This is a genomic window from Pseudomonas reinekei (assembly GCF_001945365.1).
Lineage (GTDB): Bacteria > Pseudomonadota > Gammaproteobacteria > Pseudomonadales > Pseudomonadaceae > Aquipseudomonas > Aquipseudomonas reinekei.
The window spans coordinates 244,203-263,063 of sequence record NZ_MSTQ01000002.1 but is presented as its reverse complement, the minus strand read 5'-3'; the positions used below and the strand labels follow the sequence as shown (position 1 = coordinate 263,063).

Here is an 18,861-nt window from a genome sequence, read left to right as displayed (position 1 = left end):
TGCCGGAAGCACCGGCAATGTCTTCAGACTAAACCGCGAAGAGAAAAATGAAACAGCCAATCATTGCAGTTAACAGGTGACCAATAGTTTTGTTTGGTGTAAAGAAGTCAGGTTAATTGCCTTGAGAAATAAAAACGCCCGAATGATGGATTCGGGCGTATTTATTTATGGCTGTCGCTTCAGCGATCAGTTTTTCAGCGGGACCAATATTTTTTCATCAGGCGACAACACCATGAATACCAGCAACTTTGCGGGCTCGGTGGCGCTGGCGTTTTTTGACACCAAGTGTTCGGAGCCAGCCGCTTCGTACCAATATTCGCCTGCCTTGTACGTCACTGCCTTCTCGCCTTTTACCTGAGAAGTAATAGACCCAGAGAGGACGTATGCCATGGCGGTACCGTCGTGTTTGTGGGCAATGGACGATTGGCCTGGCTCATAGTCCACCTCGATCATTAGAGCCTTTTTCCCGGGTACGTTTTTCAGCATTTGGTCTTGCAAGACCGTGACCTTTTCCGAAGGGTCGCCAGCATCATGTGCGAATGCCGAAGAGGAGACGGTCAGGGCCAGGGCAACAAGGGGAGCGGCACAGTAGCGCAAAACGTTCATGGTTCATCACCTGCGTTGGATGAGTGGTGTGGAACCAATCTAGTGCGCGGCGTGTGGCAATAGAACCACCAATATTCGGGAAGATCAGGGGACCAATTGCGCAAGCGGACGCTAAAAAGATCGCAGCCTCCGGTGATTTCCGCAGGGGTACCCATACCCTGCGGGAACGACCAAAGGCTGCGATCTTTAACGGGTTTTCTAGCGGATCGGAAAGCTGTTGAAGTCGACGGCGTTAGCCAGCTGGCAGTCGATCAGATCGATGAAGCCTTGTACCTGCGGGCTGTGGAAATGCGACTGCATGGCCGATTCCGATTGCCAGTGGGCACTGACGGTCCAGCGGTTACTGTCCTCAGGGCAGCGGTCGACCATATAGGAGTCACAGCCCGGTAGTTCGCGCAGGGTGTCGACAATCTTTTGCAGTTGCTTACCCAGTTCTTCCGAGCGGCCGGCGACGGCCTGCACCTTAACGGTATTGATCACTTTGTAGGACATTGGCTCACACTCCTGAATCAGGCCGGACGAATCCTGCTCATTGAGGGATAACGTCTACGCAGAATAGGCCTGCACCCCCGGACATCCAATAGCCAATCGCCTGATAAAGCCGCAGACCAATCCATCAGGCGACTTGCTGCAAAATGTCCCTCAGCCGATCCAGCGCCGTGTCGATGTCCAGGGTTTCGATGGCGCCGAAGCCCATGAGAAAGCCGGCCTGAGGCGTTCGCTGGTAGAAAAAGCTCTCGATGGAATACAGCCCCACTTCGACTTTTTTCGCGAGTTCGATGACCAGGGCAATATCAATTGGCGCTTTGCACATGACCGCCATGTGAAAACCCGCGGTGCTCGGGATCGCTTCAAGCCACGGTGACAGGTCGCCGGCCATGCGCGAGAGGATGCGCTCCCGTCTGCCGGCATAGATCGTGTGGCAACGGCGGATATGCTTGAGCAAACAGCCTTCAGCAATGAATTTCGCCAGTGCCCATTGGGGCAGGGTGGAGGTGTGCAGGTCGGTCAGTTGCTTGGCGCGCACCACGGCTTCGTGGATGGCTGGCGGCAGGACCGCGTATCCGAGGCGCAGCTCCGGCAACAGGGTTTTCGAGAACGTCCCGACGTAGGCGACGATTCCGCGCTCATCCATGCTTTGCAGCGAGTCCGTGGGACGGCCTTCATAGCGAAATTCGCTGTCATAGTCGTCCTCGATGATGATCGCCCCCAACTCATGGGCCTTGGCCAGCAACGCAACCCGCCGCGCCTGGCTCATGGGCATGCCCAGCGGAAACTGGTGCGAGGGGGTGACGTAAATCAGCCGGGTGCCGAGGGGGATCTTGTCCACCTGAATACCTTCGGCATCCACCGGCACGCCTACCACCGTGGCGCCGTGGGTGCCGAACAGCAGGCGCGCGGGCGGATAACCGGGGTCTTCCATGGCCACGATGCTGCCGGGACGGGTCAGCACCCGGGAAATCAGATCCAGCGCCTGTTGCGCGCCATTGCACACCACTACGTCGTCGTCCTGACAATTGACCCCACGGGAGAACGCGATGTGTCGTGCGATGGCATTACGCAACGCCGGCAGGCCTTCGGGCAGGCTGTAGAAGCCCTTGGACCCTGCCATCTGCCGTAAGGCGTGGGACGTGCAGCGCCGCCAGTCATCCTGTGGGAACTGGCCCTTGCTGGTGGCGCCGCCGATAAAGTCGTAACGCAGCGAGCCTTCCAGCGTCGGGTGGCGCAGAAACACCGGCAGGGTGCGCCAGGACTCGATCACTTCGAAACCCGCGAGCTCGGTATGGTTTTGCTTGCGCTCGACTCTGGCGGTCCGCGCATTGACGTAGGTACCCTTGCCGATCACGCCGGTGAGGAAGTTCTCGTAGGTCAGTTGCGCGTAGGTATCGGAAATCGTCTTGCGAGATATACCCAATTGCTCGGCCAACAGGCGGCTGGGGGGAAGTTGTGTCCCGGCTGCCAGGCGTCCCGACTCGATGGCGTTGCGCAGTTGCTTGTACAACTGGCCCGCCAGGTCCTTGCGGCCATTGATGACAACATGTAGTTCCATACCGGCGAGGCTCCGGAGCAATTAAGGCGCGTGTGCGAGGCGCCAGATTACCCTCATCCGGTGTGAATGCAGAAGTTGCGTGGCGCAAATACCGCTAATTGGTCTGGCGCCGGGCGGTCCACGGTTTTTTCGCAGAATTGGACCTGTAACGCGCTGGCATCAACGACTATCTTGAGGGTTCATCACCGTGACACGAGGCTTGCCATGACCCTCCGCCTGGATTACTACAGCGCTTCACCCAAAGCGATGAAAGCAATGATCGCGCTGGAGGCGTTGACCAGCAGCCTGAGCATTGAAATGGCGTTGCTGCACCTGATCAAGATCCGCGCCTCGCAGCTCAATGGCTGTGCGTTCTGCACAGACATGCACTCAGTCGATGCCCGGCGTCTGGGCGAGACTGACCGGCGCCTGTATTCGATTGTGGTGTGGCGCGACAGCAACTTCTTCAACCCGCGCGAGCGCGCGGCCCTGGCCTGGACCGAGGCCGTGACGCTGCTTTCGCAAAACCATGTGCCGGATGACGTCTATGAACAGGCGCGGGCGCAGTTCAGTGAAGGTGAACTGGTGGACCTGACCATGGCGGTCACCACCATCAACAGCTGGAATCGCCTGGCCGTGAGTTTTCGGCAGACGCCCAGCGTTTGAACTGCATCCCCCCCCTTGTGGACGCGGGCTTGCCCGCGAAGCATTCACGGCGCAGGCGGGCGCTGTGGTTTCACCGACGTGCCGAAGGTATTGCCCATGCGTGTGCTGGTGGCTGCCGGAGTTGCCAGACCGACTTGATTGGGTGGACGCTTGTTAATCGGCACGTTCATGGCTTCCAGATTTTTTTGTGCAGCGGCGGCGCCTTCCGGGTTGTTCCCCATCTGCTGGCTCAGGCAGTTGTAGTCCGGCGCCTTGTAGCCTCCCACCGATACGTCAACACACCCCAATGGCTCTTCGGCCTGCGCCAGTGTCAGTGCGCTCATCAGCAAAACGCCTGATGCGATGCTCATTAACGTGTTCATTCAAGACCTCCTGTCCCGCCCGAACGGGCTGTGGATACACTTGAGTCTAATGCATAGCGTTTTGCTATCTCATGATGGTTTTTTTGCACTGGCCGTCACACCAGATTCATAAACAGTGATCAGGATGACGGTTTTCAGGGGCAGGGCAGCCGTGCAACGAGGCAGAGTCAGGGGCGCGCGTCAGATTGTGTTGATGCAGATTCGCCAGGTGTGCCTGGCGTTGCTGATCGGCTTGATCGCATCGGTCGCGACGGCCGGGCCGCTGGATGCCGCGACACCCCAGGAGCTGGACATTCCGGCCCAGGAACTGGCCGGCGCACTTGAGCAGTTCAGTCGTTCAACCGGCATGGCTGTGTTGGTGGATCGGCAACTGACCCGCGGTCGACGTTCGCTTGCGGTCAAGGGCCGCTTGAGCGCCACGGATGCCCTGAGCCAGATGCTCAGTGGCAGCGGATTGATGGCCCGGTACGCCCGTGCCGACGCCTTCACCTTGCAAAAGGCAACGGTAGCGCCGGTGCCTGCCGCTGCGGCCCATGTGGAAAAGGCTTCGCCGCTGCCCGGCAGCAGTTATGCGGCGTCGATTCAAAGTGCGATTGAACGCAGCCTGTGCCGCTCGTCATTGATCCGGCCGGGCAGTTTTCGCGCGTTGCTGCAACTGTGGATCGGCCGCGATGGTGTGGTTCAGCACAGCCGTCTGGTCAGCTCGACGGGTGATGCCCAGCGCGACGCCGCGCTGGTGGAAAGTTTGCGTAACCTGGATATCGAACGCCCGGCACCCAGCTCTCTGAGCCAGCCGGTCACGCTGCTTTTGTTACCGGAATCATCAGGAAAACGCATGGAATGCTCAAAAGGGAAAGGAGTTTCCGGGGGATGAAAGACACCGGAAAAAAATCGATGGTCGGGTTGTTCCTGACTTCCTATGACGACTTCAAGGTGCGCCTGCGTCGACGTCTGGGGTCTGAGGATCTGGCCAACGATGTGCTGCACGAAACCTACCTGCGGGTCGACCGCATGGAAGACGTGCCGGACATCGCCCAGCCCAATGCCTATTTGTATCGCATGGCGCTCAACATCGCCGCCGACCGCCGCCAGTCGGACGCCCGCTTGTTGACGGGCAGTGAGGTGGAAGAGTTGTTGCAGGTGTCCGATGAGGCGCTAGATCCGGCGCGGGTGGTCGGCGGGCAGAAAGAGATCCTGTTGCTGCTCAGCGCCCTGTACGAGTTGCCCGCGCGACGACGCAAAATCTTTATCGCCGCACGCCTGGAAGAGGCGCCACACCTGGAAATTTCCCAGCGTTTCGGCATTTCGACACGCATGGTCGAGAAGGAAATCAAAGCCGCTTTAGGCCATTGCGCCGCACGGCTGGAAAGAAAAGTGATTCAGAGGTTCGGTCCCTGCGCGGGAAAACCGTCTTGAAAGTAGAGTCCCGAATAATCCGTGAGTATCCCCGCGCTTTGAACATCTTTCGAATTTCGCCACCTGAGGCCCAGGCCCAGCCTCAGGATCGGCTCACCCGCGAAGCCCAGAGTTGGTTGGTCCTGTTGACCTCCGGCCGGGCGACTGTTGCCGATGCCAACGCCTTGCGTGAATGGTGCGCGCAAAGCCCTGAGCATGCCCAGGCATTCGAGCAGGCCAAGGTGCTGTGGCACCAGTTGCGTCCGGCTGCCGAGCAAATGCAGGCGCCACGTCATTTCGGGCGGCGGGCGTTTCTCGGTGGCGCCATCGCGGCTTCGGCAGCGTTTTTCCTTATTCGTGGGACAGTGCCGGGTGGATTCTCCGGATTGGGCGCGGACTACATCACTGAAGTCGGCGAGCAGCGCCGGTTGGATCTGGCGGGCGACGTGAGCCTGGAGCTCAATACCCAGACGCGCCTCAACCATCGGCAGGGCGCCGATGGCAGCCAGGGCCTCGAATTGCTCAGCGGTGAAGTTGAGGTCCTGACGCAGGCTGATACACCCCTCAAGGTGCAGGCCGGGGGCGGTTGGCTGAGCGCCAGTCGTGCGCGATTCAACGTGCGCAATATCAATCAGAGCGTGTGCGTCACGTGCCTGGATGGTGCGCTGCAACTGGAAACTCTGGGGCGCAGCGTTCGTTTGGAAACGGGTCAGCAGGTGACCTACGACACCCGGCAGATCGGCACGCCGCAATCGGTCGACACCACGGCGGTGATTGCCTGGCGCCAGCAAATACTGGTGTTCAACGACGCCACGCTGGCGTCGGTAATCGATGAAATCAACCGCTACCGTCCCGGCATGTTGCTGTTGCTCAACAGCGAGCTGGGCAAACGCAAGGTGCAGGCGCGGTTCAGCCTGGATCAGCTGGCGGGCGTGGCGTTGTTGATTCGTGATGCGTATGGGGTCAAGTGCACGGAGTTGCCGGGTGGGGTGGTGGTGCTTAGCTAATGCCTGGCGTTGGTTGAGGCTTGAATGTTCTGACGCTACCGCGAGCAGGCTAGCGATGAACGGTGACGCGGTGACATCGAAATGGCAGCCCTTTGAGGCTGCCATTTTTTTGGGGGTACTCCCCAATCATGAAGTTTGTGTGACATCCGTTCGGTCTGGCCCTTCGATAACCGCCTATGTCGTAACAGCAGGTTCTACTCGGCCTGCGGCCTCTTGCGCCAATTGAAAAGGACCTAGTAGTGATGCTCGTTCGCCAAGCCCGTCGCAATACCCATTCCTTGCCTGTCCGCCGTGACGCTGCGCGTTCGGTGGACCCGGCGCTGTGGTTGCTCAAGCCGCTGGCGCAGGCGATTGCGCTGTGCCTGGTGGCCGGCAGTGCCGAGGCGGCGACCGCGTTCAGTTCCAGCTGGTTTGCCGCCAAGGGCGCGGCGCAACAGGCCGCGGCAGCGCGTCCGGCAGGTGGCTTGCCGGGCATGACACCGCCGCTGGCGCAACAGCAACGTGCCCGGCAACAGCTGGAGCGTTCGGTGCAGACGCTCAACAACACCGTGGCCGCCATTGCTGCGCAACAGGCCGCGCAGGCCGCCGGACGGGCAGCGGCGTTCGCCACGGTGAAGTTCGTGCCGGACGGCCTGGGCGAGGGCGGCTTGAAGGTCGATACCGGCCTGACCCAGGGTTGGCAGAATGCCAAGGGGCCGCAACAGACACAGGCCGATGGCAAGACCACGGTGAGGATCGAGCAGACCGCCGACAAGGCCATTCTCAACTGGGAAACCTTCAACGTCGGCCGCGATACCACGGTGGAATTCGCCCAGCAGTCGAACTGGGCGGCGCTCAACCGGGTCAACGACCCGAGCGCGCGGGCGAGCCAGATCCAGGGCCAGATCAAGGGCGACGGCACGGTGATGCTGGTCAACCGCAATGGCATCGTGTTCAGTGGCACCAGCCAGGTCAACGTGCGCAACCTGGTGGCGGCTGCGACGAATATCAGCGACGCCCAGTTCCGCGACCGTGGCCTGTATTTCGACAGCACCGGCAGCCAGCCGACCTTTACCGATGCCGCTGGCAAAGTGCTGGTGGAGCGTGGCGCGCGGATTGAGACTCACAAGCCGACGCTGTCCACCGATTCCGGTGGCTACGTGCTGCTGCTCGGCAATGAGGTGGAAAACGCCGGCACCATCAGCACCGCCAAGGGCCAGACCGTGCTCGGCGCCGGTGACCGCTTCTACATTCGCAAAGGCTCGGGCACTGAAGGCAATGGTTTTTCCACCACGTTTGGCAGTGAGGTCATTCCTGGCTTCAAGGCCGGTGGTTCGGGCAAGGTCAGCAACACCGGGCTGATCCAGGCCTCGACCGGCGACATCACCATGACCGGTCATGAAGTCGTGCAAAACGGCGTGTTGCTGGCGAGTACCTCGGTCAATACCCGTGGCACCATTCATCTGCTCAACCCGGCGACCGACACCAGCGGCAGCGTGACTCTGGGCCAGGGCAGCGTCAACGCGATCATGCTCGACAGCAGTGATCTGACCGCTCTCGACAGTCAGCACGATGCCGCATTGACCGGGGTGACGCTCAACAACCGTATCCGCAGCGATCAGTCGCGCATCGACATCGGCAGCGGCGGTACCGTGGAGTTTCAGGACGGTTCGATCACCCTTGCCACGGGCGGTCAGGTCGCGGTGGCGGCGGGCCAACGCAGCCTTGTGCGCAACGGTGCGCTGATCGATGTGTCCGGGGCGTTGGGCGTCAAAGTGGCGATGGAAGCCAACAACATCAAGATCAACGTGCAGGGCAACGAGCAGCGCGATTCCTCGATCAACCGCGAAAGTGGCGCACTCAACAGCAATGACGTGTGGGTCGATGTGCGCGAGCTGATTTTCGTGCCCGCCGGCACCAACGGCTATGCCACTGATCGCTGGTACACCGCCGGTGGTCTGCTGGAAGTCGGTGGTTACCTCGGCACGCAGGGGCACAGCATCGGTGAGTGGATGGCCCAGGGTGGCACGGTCAGTTTCACCGGCAATGATGTGGTGACCGAGAAAGGATCGGTGATCAATCTGTCCGGCGGCACCCTCGATGTGCAGAGCGGTTTCATTCGCCAGAGCTGGTTGCGTGGCGCCGATGGTCGTTTGTACGAAGTGTCGCGGGCACCGGGCGACATCCTCTACACGGGCCTCTACAAAGGCTATGAAGACCACAGCGAACGCTGGGGCCAAACCCGTTACTTCTTCAACCCACTGATCGCGCCGAGACAACGTTTCGAGTCTGGTTACTCGGTAGGTCGTGATGCCGGGCAATTGGTGATCGCCACCAACAACGCGGTGCTCGATGGCCAGTTGGTGGGCGAAGTGTTCCAGGGTGAACGTCAGATCCAGGCGCCTCGTGCCGGGCTCGACGGTTATGACCAGGCGCAGACTGCCAGGGCGCGGCGGGCGCAGTTGATCGTCGGTACTTATGATCCAAGTTGGTCGGCCACCACCAATGGCCTGGTGTATCAGCATCTCGCCATGCTCGATCAGGTGCAGATCGGTGGTGAGCGTCCCGCCGATGGCAGCGACCTGGGGTTGACCGGCGCGGTGTCCGACGACCGCAAAGGCAAGCTGTTCCTTGATACCGACATGGTCAATGGTTTCCGTCTGGGCGCGTTGAAAGTCGCGGCCAAGGACAAGGTTGAAGTCAATGAAGCCGTGACCGTGGACACCGGCGGTGACATCACCCTGTACGGGCAGGATGTGCGGGTCAATGCAGACCTGACCGCCCGCGCTGGCAGCCTGCAGCTGGGTAACCAATTGGCGCAAACGAGCAAACCCACGCATACGACCGTGGCCGAAGGTGTGCACCTGGACACCCGTGGTCTGTGGGTGAACGCGCGTATCGATCCGACCGATGCCAACAACCTGGCCTATCTGAATGGTGGCCTGGTGTCGATCCGCAGCACCGGCGATATCACTGTGGCCAGTGGCAGCGTCATCGACGTTTCGTCCGGCGGTGCGGTGTTGAGCAATGGCAAGACCCGGGGCGGCAAGGGCGGCGACGTCTCCCTTGAATCCAGTGCGGATACCCTGCCAGGCCAATTGCAATTGGTCATGGACGGTGACGTGCGCGGTTATGGCGTCACGGGCGGTGGCACGCTGAAGATTCAGGCCAACAAAGTGTTGATCGGCGAGCCTGACGGCCCTCTGGCCGATCACACCTTGCGACTGGCAGCGGATACGTTCAACAAGGGGTTCTCGGCTTACAACATCATCGGCCTTACGACCCTGCAAGTGGCAGACGATGCGGTGGTCGACGTGTCCATGCCGGTCTACCGTTTTTCCGATTCGGCAGCGAACCAAACCGGTGGCGCCGATCCGCTGATGGCATTGGAGCTGTGGACACCAAGCCTGTTCCAGGAGAACCCGGCCAAAGGCGTGCTGACCCAACGCGGCGGCGCTAGTCTGTCACTGCAAGCGGGCGGCAGCCAGATCAATCAGATAGACCCACTGAACAGTTTGTTGACCATCGGCCAAGGCGCGCGCATCAGCGTCGATCCCGGCCAGCGCATCAACTTGCGCAGTGCCGGGCAGCTCACCGTTGACGGTGAACTCAACGCTTGGGGCGGCACCCTCGACATTCGTCAGCAGCAGTTCGGTTCGATTGATGTAGAGAGCTCGCAGCAGGAGGCGGATCCGACAGCTCATAATCGTTCGATCTGGATCGGTGACCATGCAGTGCTGGATGTGGCGGGGCGCGCAACTACGGCGGTCGATGCGCTCGGCCGGGTCTACGGTCAGGTGGGCAAGGGCGGCAGCATCATCATTGGCGGCGAGATCGACGCTAAAAAGGCCACCGCGACGTCGGCGGATGCCTATGTGATCGTGCGGCCGGGCGCTCGTCTGGAGGCGTCCGGTGCCGAGGCTGTGCTGGATATTGCCGGCACTGGTCCGACCCGGGTCGCCACGGACGGCGGGCGCATTGCCTTGAGTTCCTACAACGGGTTGTTCATCGACGGCACCCTGCGTGCCGCTGCTGGTGGGGTCGGTGCAGCCGGGGGACGTCTGGAAATCGCCCTCGATTCGCCGTTGTATCGCGATACTCAGGGAAACAACGCTGTTCGGGTAGCCAGGGAACTGATCATTGGCCAAGGGCCGGACGACGTGCGGCTACCCGCCGATTTGCGGCCTGGAGAGGCCGCTGCACCGTTGCGTTATGGCTACACCCGACTGAGCGCCGATCAATTGATGACCGGCGGCTTCGATAGCCTGAGCCTGCTGAGCAACGGCCTGCTGACGTTCGACGGTGATGTCGATCTGCACATGAACCAGAGCCTGAGCCTGTACGCCGGATCACTGTCCCTCGCCGAAAGCTCCAAAGATACCGCGCGCATTAATCTGGCTGCGCCTTACGTGCGCCTGTCGGGGTTGGGTGAGTATTACACCCCTCCCAGCGCGTTAACCCGCCCTCGAGTGCTGAACACCCCCACCAACCGGGTATCGGCCGCGCAGTTCAGCGCCACCGCGAATTTGCTTGATCTGGGCAACGCCTTCTCGTTCGGTAGCGACGGGCTGATCAAGTTGCTCAACGGGGCGACCATGGCGGTCAGTCGCCGCAGTTTTGACCTGGTCACCCTCGACAGCAGTGGCGACATACGTATGCTCGCAAAGCCGGATTTACAGACGGGTTCCAGGGTGTGGACGGCCGGTGATTTGCACTTGCGCGCGGCACAGATCTATCCGGGCACTCGGGTCTGGTCCGATATACGCGCCGGGTATCAGAGCGAGAGCAGGATCGATCCCGACCGTACGCTGAGCATCAGTGGCAATGGTGCGGCACCGGCCGTGCCGCCTTATTCGGTGTTCGGCAGGCTGAAACTGTACGGGGGGAATATCGAGCAAGGCGGGGTCATTCGCGCACCCTTGGGTTTGATCACGTTGGGTAACGATGCCTTTGGCGATACCCGGGCCATTCACTTGTTGCCGGGCAGCGTGACCTCGGTCAGCGGCGCCGGACTGGTCATGCCGTATGGCGGCACAACCGATGGCACCGACTACCGCTACAACGGCCAGTCCGTGGTGCTGCAAGGGATTGCCAACGAAAATACCGGGGTGGTCCTGAGTGCCCAGTACGTCGATGCGCAAACAGGCTCGTTGATCGACCTGTCCGGGGGCGGGGATTTGCGCGGTGCCGGGTTTGTCTCCGGGCGTGGCGGTTCTACCGATGCGCGTTTCAACCCACTGGTTCGCAACGCGGCTGATGGCACGTTCAGCCTGCCGGGCCTGAGCAGTAACCCGGTGTATGCCATCGTGCCAGGCAATCAGAACGCCTATGCACCGATGCTTGGCGAGGCCGGTGCCAGTGATCCACGCATTGGCCAGCAGATCAGCATCGGTGCCGGTGTTCCAGGCCTGGCGGCGGGCACTTATACCTTGCTGCCATCGACCTTTGCCTTGCTGCCCGGCGCCTTCCGGGTCGAAGTCAACGGTCAGGCAGCGCCGGGAGCAATCAACGGCGCGCTGAAAATGCGCAATGGCTCCTGGGCAAGTTCCGGGCAAATGTCGATTGCCAACACCGGGCTGCGTGACAGTCTTTCCAGCCAGGTCATCCTGACGTCGGCGGATGTGCTGCGCCGCTATTCCCAATACAACGAAACCAGCTACAACCAATTCGTTAACAGCGACGCTGCACGTCGCGGGGTGCCGCGCGGGCAGACGACCCTGGACGGCAAATCACTGACGTTTTTGTTCAAATCAAGTGATCGTGACACAGCCCTTGATTTCAACGGCAAGGCATTGTTCGCTGCCGCCGAGGGTGGTGTGCTCGGCACCGCAGCGGTAAGGGGATCATGGGCTTTTGAAATTCTTGGCACTGGTGCCGTCAGCACTCAGGGTTTCGACGGTGTTTCGTTGTATGCCGACGCCCTTAACAATCTTGATGCCGGGCGTTTGGCCATCGGTGCAACGCCGTTTGTGCAATACGACACTGCGGGTAATTTCATTCAATTCAGAGGTGATACCAGGAGCATTGACCTGCGCGAGGGGGCGATGCTCTCGGCGCCTGAAGTCGTCCTGTGGACGACGGGCCTCACTGGCGGCATTACCCTTGAAGCGGGGGCGGGCATCAATACGCTGGGGCGTGGGAACGTGCCCTATGACTCCACGGCGGGCTTCATCTATCAGCCAGGGCAAGCCAGCCTGTTGATGGTGTCCAACGGTTGGACCAATGTGCTGGCGCCGGACGCGGGCACTAACGGAGGGGGCGCCGGCAGTATCCGGATCGGCACCTGCCCGGCGCAGGGTTGCATCAATCCTTCGTTGCTCTATTCCAACGGCAGCATCACCGCAGCCACCGATAATCAATTTGAGTTGGGCGAAGCGGTGCGTTTCGGTACGCGTCACCTGGCGTTGGCCGTCGGCGCGGTGAACGCCGGCAGCGCCGAAGCGCTTGCGGCGGCGAGCGGTCGCTTGCCGGCCGGCCTGACCCTGAACCAGAACGTCCTCGATCGACTGCTGCGCGGCGACACGCAATTCGGTGCACCGGCTCTGGAAACCCTGAGCCTGACCACCCGCGATTCATTCAACTTCATTGGCAGCGTGACTCTCGACACCCTGGACCCACAAACGGGCAAGAGCCGCCTGGAAAACCTGATACTGGTGACACCGGCCATTTACGGCCTGGGCGATGCCAGTGATGTGGCGACCATTCGCACCGCCAACCTGATCTGGAACGGCGCGACCCAGGCCCCCGGCACCGTGGTCAACGGCGGCGCAGGCACCGGCCATGGCACGCTGAATATCGAGGCGCAACGCATCGAGTTCGGCTATGGCCCGAATCCGCAGCCCAATGGCCTGGACCAGAACAATCGCCTGGCGCTGGGTTTTGCCAACGTCAACCTCAATGCCAGCGAACGCATCACCGCCAATCACAAGGGCAGCCTGGCCGTTTACGAACAACAGGGCGCTTACGACCCGGTCAAGGGTTATGCCTACAGCGGCGGCAACCTCAACCTGCGCACGCCGCTGCTCACCGGTGAAGCCGGCTCGGTCAACTTGCTCAAGGCGGGCAACAGCCTGACCCTGACGTCGCCAACCGGCGATCGCACTGCCGTCGCCGATGCCTTGGGCGCGGAGCTGAATCTCGAAGCACGCAACGTGTTGCTGGACGGCCGCATCGTGTTGGCCAGCGGCAAATTGGTGGTCAAGTCCGAGGGCGATGTGACGCTGACCCGTAACGCTGAACTGGACGTGGCAGGACGCACGCTGCCGTTCAACGATGTGAAGAAATACAGCTGGGGCGGCGACGTGGCCCTGTACAGCAGCAACGGCAATATCCGCCAGGCCGCCGGTTCGCGCATCGACCTGTCGGCAGTCAACAACCAGGCCGGTAACCTGAGTGCCGTGGCATTGGCCACCGGTGCGGGCGTGGTCGATCTGCAGGGAGAAATCCTCGGCAACAGCAGCGGCTATTACGATGCGGGCGGCACCTGGGTGCCCTACAAGGCGGGCGGTGTGGATATTCGCGCGCAGCAGCTGGGCAGCAGCGGTGACCTCAACGGCGAATTCGCCGCGCTCAACCAGCGGCTCAATGCCGGGCAAGTGTTTGGTAGCCGCAGCTTCCAGCTCAAGCAAGGCAATCTAGTGATTGGCGACGGGCTCAAGGCTGGCGAGGTCAATGTCTCGGTGGACAACGGCAGCCTTACCGTCGTGGGCCTGATCGACGCCAGTGGCGAGCGCGTCGGCAGCATTCGCCTGTCGGGCAAAAATGGCCTGACCGTGGCCGGCAGCGCGGTGCTCGATGCCCATGGCCAGATGTTGCGGGTCGATAGCTACGGAAAGATCATCGACGCACCGAACCGGGCCATGGTCGAGCTGAACGCCGGCGATGGCCTGTTGACGCTGGCCTCCGGTGCGCGGATCGACTTGCGTCACGGCACCGACGTCGCCATCGGTAATTTGCCGGGGCAGCATGACGGTCGCGCGCGGGGCACACTGGAACTCAACGCACCGCGTGTGGGTGCTGGCGATATCGCTATCGATGCCAGCGGTGCGCTGAACATTCAGGGTGCGCGCTCCATTGGGCTCAACGCCACGCGCCGCTACATTGATGCCGCCGACGGTACCGACCCGGCCGCCAGCGGTCGTCCGTACCAGGTCATCGACCAGGCTTATCTGGACGGCATTCACGTCGACAGCACCGCGTTCATCAACGCAGCCCTGGCCAATACGGATTTGCTGCAACGCAAACTGGCCGGCCTGAATAACGCCGCCTACGCCGATGCCTTCCACCTGCGTCCCGGCGTGGAAATAGCCAGCAAGACCACTGACGGCGATCTGGTGGTGCAAGGCGATCTGGACTTGTCCGGCTACCGCTACGCCAGTCTCAACCCGCACACGCAGAAGACGTCGGTCTACGGTTCCGGCGAGGCCGGCAGCCTGGTGATTCGAGCCGGTGGCAACCTGGATGTTTACGGCAGCATCAACGACGGTTTTGCGCCATCACCGGAAACCGTCGATGACACCGGCTGGAAACTGGTGCCGGGTGTGCAGCCGTTCGGCGGCGACCTGATTGTGCCGGGCGCGGGTGTGACCCTTGCTGACGGTACCCAATACCCGATCGGTGCCACGTTGAACTACGACTTGCCGATCCAGGCCGCGACACTGGCCAGTGGCACGCTGTTACCCACTCAGGGCGTGCTGGCCGAGACGTACACGTTCAGCGCCGGTACGGTATTGGCGGGGGCGGTGCATGACGCGGCGGGTAATCTGTTGTACGCCGCCGGCACATTGCTGGGGGCCGACGTCACCTTGCCGGCGGGCAGTCTTCTTGGCGCGGGTACGCAGCTGAACAAGACCACCGCGATGCAAGGCCTGCTGTGGCCTAAAGGCGTGCCGCTGCCGGCTACGTTTTTCGACAACGCAACGGCGGGCGTGAAGCTCAGCGGTTCGCTGGCACTTTTGCGTGGTTCGCTGATTCCGTCCATGACGGATGTGAAACTGGCGGATGGCACTGCGTATATCGATTTGCGCCCACTGAGCGGCACCCAGCAAGGGCGCAACTGGGCGGTGGCGAGCATGTTGCCGTCGGGCAGTGCGTCGTGGTCGACACGGGTGGTAGCGGGTGCGGATCTGGGCGCGGCGGACAATCGAGTGGTGAAGCCCGTCACCACTGAGGGCAACCTTCGACTGGCCGATACTCACTACGGTCTTAAAGTGATTGAATCGGCCGCGAAGCTGGTCTGGACGGTGGACAACGGGTTTGGATTCAACCCCTATGAGCCTGTACCTGAGGAGTATCTGATTCTCTGCGACATCGTGCCTGATGCTTGCGCACCGATGGAACGCTGGACGTGGGCGCCTGGCAACTATATGGGTTTTACTGATTACTCGCCCGTCAGTGTCGATGATATGTTTTGGTGCGTTGATATTGATCCGTCGCTTTGCCTTGAAAGCAAACCAGGCACCGCCGTCAACGCCCACACTCAGATGTTCAGCGTACTGCGAACCGGCACCGGCGATCTGGACCTGATGGCCGCCGGTAACCTGAGCATGGATTCACCCTTCGGTGTGTACACCGCCGGTACTCAGTCCAGCAATATCGACCCACGTTACAACCAGCCTCGCGGGCGAATGTCGGACGGTGGCTCGGTGCTGGGCAGTGCCGGCAGTGACTATGAAAAATGGGTCAATGGCGGCAGCGACAGCCTCTATCAGGCCTGGTTTCCGCAGATGGGCGGGAACCTGACAATCAATGCGGGCGGATCTGTGTCCGGTGATGCTGTCGGACGTAAGGCACTCTCTCTTGGTGGAATGCGCGAGCAAAACCCGAGCGTTGCCGTAGGTAACTGGTTATGGCGTCAGGGCACTGCTGGCAATGACGTGCCGACAGCCTGGTGGATCAATTTCGGTAGCTATGCAACTCGCCTGCCTCTTGCATCAGATGTGGAACCCGAACCTTATCTGGTGGGGTTCACCGGTTTTGGCACGCTGGGTGGTGGCAACATCAGCCTCAGGGCAGGCGCTGATAGCGGCATGCTCAGGCCATTGGGAGACGTCTTTGGTACGAATCAAAACCCTCGAAGCCAGGGACTTATTGTGGCGGTAGGCAGCACCGGGCGCGTAGGTAGCGACGGCAGCCTGCAACTGACCGGTGGCGGTGACATGGATATCCGCATCGGCGGCACGCTCAACCCGTCACTGCAAGCCAGGGCGGGAGCGACCGGTGTCGGCACCCCCATTCATGATCTGCAGGGCGCGCTGATTAACCTGCGGGGAGCTGCACATGTGAGCGCATCGGCGGTGGGTGGAATCCGATTGCAGTACGGCTCATTCTCAGGCAACCAGGACCAGCGCGAGGCTCGCGGCTACGATCCGTTTACGGCCACCACCAGCAGCGCAACCGGCGGCCTGGTGTTGATTCCGGGGGACTCGGGCATGCAGCTCAATACCCGAGGTGATTTGGTGTTGGGAGGCGCGGCGGACCCTGGTCGGGTAGTACTGCAGAACTCCACATCGTTCACTACGCCTGATGGGGTGGTGCATGCGGGCGGTGGTTTGACAGGCTTCTCGTTATGGACCGATCACACCGCCATCGATCTTTTCTCGGCGGGAGGCAATCTCACGCCAAGTACATTGATGGCTGAAGCGATCAACAATTCAACGATCCCTAGCGGTAGCAATACTTCACCCACCGATAATCGATTCGTTATGCCCTCGATCCTGCGAGCAGTCGCCGGGCAAGGTTCAATCTATGCCGGTCCGTCTGCTGGTTTCTATGGTGGGGGGAGTAACTATCCGGGCATTTCGTACTCCTTGTTGTTGGCACCCTCACAATCCGGGCAGCTTGAATTGCTGGCAGGGGATTCCATCTATGCCGGTGGCTATGCAATCAATCAATCGGGTGCCAGCCCGCTGTCCATCGCGACGCCATTTACGCCTGCGTTCAATGGTTATGCCAAGGATGGTCAGCGAGTGATAACGCTGATGTCTAATAGCGGCGCTGATAGCGTCTCGCCCGGACTCAACAGCCGTTATCCATTGTTCGCCTTCGGTGCCGAGAGCTATTCAGGCTTGAGTGGGGTTCAGGCCCCTGCGCGGTTCTACGCGCTAACCGGCGATCTGGTTGGCGTTCGCAGTGGCGAAACCTTGAGTTTCAGCAACTCCAAACGCACCTGGTACGAAGCGGCCGGGCCGGTCTGGATGTTGGCCGGACGCGATATCGTCGCGTCGGGTACAACCGTCGGACAGCCACAGGCCGTGAACCGCGATGGTATGGGCAACAGCAGTGACACCGTCACCGCCACGGGCAACCTGTTCATCCACAACAACGCGAACGATGTCTCGCGCGTGTCCGCCGGTCGCGACATTCTTTACAGCAGTTTCGACATTGCCGGCCCCGGCACGCTGGAAATCAATGCCGGGCGCAATATCCTGATGGAAGACCGCGCCAGCATCACCAGTATCGGGCCAGTAATGGCGGGTGATAACCGTCCGGGTGCCAGCCTTGTATTGCAGGCGGGCGCAGGGGCCGATGGTCCGGATTACGGCCGCTTCATCGCCCGCTATCTGGACCCGAAAAACCAGGCTGCCGGCGGTACGCCGCTCAGCGATCAACCGGGTAAGGTGGTCAAGACCTACGATGAAGAACTGATGTCCTGGCTGATTCTGGGCTACGGCTTTAACGGCAATGCAGAACAGGCACGGACGTTCTACGCCGCACTGCCGGGCACCGAGCAAGCCGTGTTCGCTCGTCAGGTGTACTTCGCCGAGTTGCGTGCCGGTGGCCTGGAATACGCCGATGCAAACGGTCCGCGCCAGGGCAGTTACCTGCGCGGTCGCAACGCGATTGCGGCGTTGTTCCCGACGACCGATGTGGCGGGCAATACCATTCGCTACGACGGCGACATCACGTTGTACGGCGGCGCAGGCGTGAAGACGCTGTTCGGCGGTGACATTCAGATGCTCACTCCCGGCGGTGGCCAGGTGTTCGGTGTCGAAGGTGCGGCGCCGCCGTCCACGGCGGGGATCGTCACCCAGGGCGAGGGCAACATTCAGCTGTATTCCCAGGGCAGCATCCTGCTTGGGCAGAGCCGGGTCATGACCACGTTCGGCGGCAGCATTCTCGGCTGGTCGGCCGAAGGCGACATCAACGCCGGCCGGGGTTCAAAAACCACCGTGGTGTTCACGCCGCCCAAACGTATCTACGACACCTGGGGCAACGTGACGCTGTCGCCGACCGTGCCGAGCACCGGCGCCGGTATCGCCACGCTCAACCCGATTGCCGAAGTGCCACCGGGCGACATCGACCTGATCGCACCGCTGGGTACGATCGATGCGGGCGAGGCGGGGATCCGGGTGTCGGGCAACATCAACATCATCGCCCTGCGGGTGGTCAACGCGGCGAACATCCAGGTGCAGGGCAAGTCGTCGGGCATTCCGGTGACGGCGTCGGTGAACACTGGGGCGATCACTTCGGCCAGCTCCGCGGCTACATCCGCCACGCAAGCGGCCGAGGACATGTCACGCCAGCAACAGGCCGCGGCACGCAAAAACCTGCCGTCGATCGTGACGGTACAAGTGCTGAGCCTGGGCAACGAACCGCTGACACCGAGCAGCGACGGCGCAAGCCGTGCGCCGACGCCTGGCTACAACCCCGATAGCCCGGTGCAGGTGCTGGGTGCCGGCGCATTGGATGAGCGGGCGCGTGGGCAATTGACGGAAGAAGAACGCGGCAATCTGACGTTGTAACGCGCCATCAAGCAGGATCAGAGGCGACCTTCGGGTCGCCTTTTTTATGCGTCAAATTCACACAAGACCCTGTA

Annotated in this window: 9 protein-coding genes; 5 read left to right on the top strand and 4 right to left on the bottom strand. The window is 61.3% G+C overall.

The features are described from left to right. Positions 1-186: 186 nt before the first annotated feature. The 3 genes from BVK86_RS03675 to pdxR all read right to left on the bottom strand — a co-directional run bounded on the left by BVK86_RS03675 (position 187) and on the right by pdxR (position 2,656). Positions 187-606 carry a cupin domain-containing protein gene (locus tag BVK86_RS03675; protein WP_075945138.1) on the bottom strand — a complete coding sequence of 140 codons (420 nt, stop codon included), beginning with the start codon at positions 604-606 and terminating at the stop codon, positions 187-189. A gap of 198 nt (positions 607-804) precedes the next feature. Then, complete coding sequence (locus BVK86_RS03670) at positions 805-1,098, bottom strand: antibiotic biosynthesis monooxygenase family protein (RefSeq protein ID WP_075945137.1); 294 nt, start codon at positions 1,096-1,098, stop codon at positions 805-807. Positions 1,099-1,222: 124 nt separating this feature from the next. Beyond that, positions 1,223-2,656: a MocR-like pyridoxine biosynthesis transcription factor PdxR gene (gene pdxR / locus BVK86_RS03665; RefSeq protein WP_075945136.1), complete on the bottom strand. Its 1,434-nt coding sequence runs from the start codon at positions 2,654-2,656 to the stop codon at positions 1,223-1,225. A 204-nt stretch (positions 2,657-2,860) separates the two neighbouring features. Here pdxR and BVK86_RS03660 point away from each other — a divergent pair, with 204 nt between their 5' ends. Next, positions 2,861-3,301 (top strand): carboxymuconolactone decarboxylase family protein, encoded by a 441-nt coding sequence (locus BVK86_RS03660; protein WP_075945135.1) that lies wholly within the window; start codon positions 2,861-2,863, stop codon positions 3,299-3,301. Between the two features lie 44 nt (positions 3,302-3,345). Here the strand turns inward: BVK86_RS03660 and BVK86_RS03655 are convergent, their stop codons facing one another. Next, on the bottom strand, positions 3,346-3,663 hold the full coding sequence (locus BVK86_RS03655; protein WP_075945134.1) for a hypothetical protein: 318 nt from the start codon (positions 3,661-3,663) through the stop codon (positions 3,346-3,348). 193 nt (positions 3,664-3,856) lie between these two features. On the opposite strand from BVK86_RS03655, the gene BVK86_RS03650 reads away from it, so the two are divergent. The 4 genes from BVK86_RS03650 (at position 3,857) to BVK86_RS03635 (ending at position 18,787) form a co-directional block, all read left to right on the top strand. Next, complete coding sequence (locus BVK86_RS03650; RefSeq protein WP_075945133.1) at positions 3,857-4,537, top strand: secretin and TonB N-terminal domain-containing protein; 681 nt, start codon at positions 3,857-3,859, stop codon at positions 4,535-4,537. Next, positions 4,534-5,079 carry an RNA polymerase sigma factor gene (locus BVK86_RS03645; RefSeq protein WP_075945132.1) on the top strand — a complete coding sequence of 182 codons (546 nt, stop codon included), beginning with the start codon at positions 4,534-4,536 and terminating at the stop codon, positions 5,077-5,079. The genes BVK86_RS03650 and BVK86_RS03645 overlap by 4 nt, the downstream gene beginning before the upstream one ends. Positions 5,080-5,117: 38 nt before the next feature. Further along, positions 5,118-6,065 (top strand): FecR family protein, encoded by a 948-nt coding sequence (locus BVK86_RS03640; RefSeq protein WP_075945131.1) that lies wholly within the window; start codon positions 5,118-5,120, stop codon positions 6,063-6,065. 242 nt (positions 6,066-6,307) lie between these two features. Beyond that, a complete protein-coding gene (locus BVK86_RS03635; protein ID WP_075945130.1) occupies positions 6,308-18,787 on the top strand; it encodes a filamentous haemagglutinin family protein in 12,480 nt (4,159 codons plus the stop codon). Positions 18,788-18,861 lie beyond the last annotated feature (74 nt).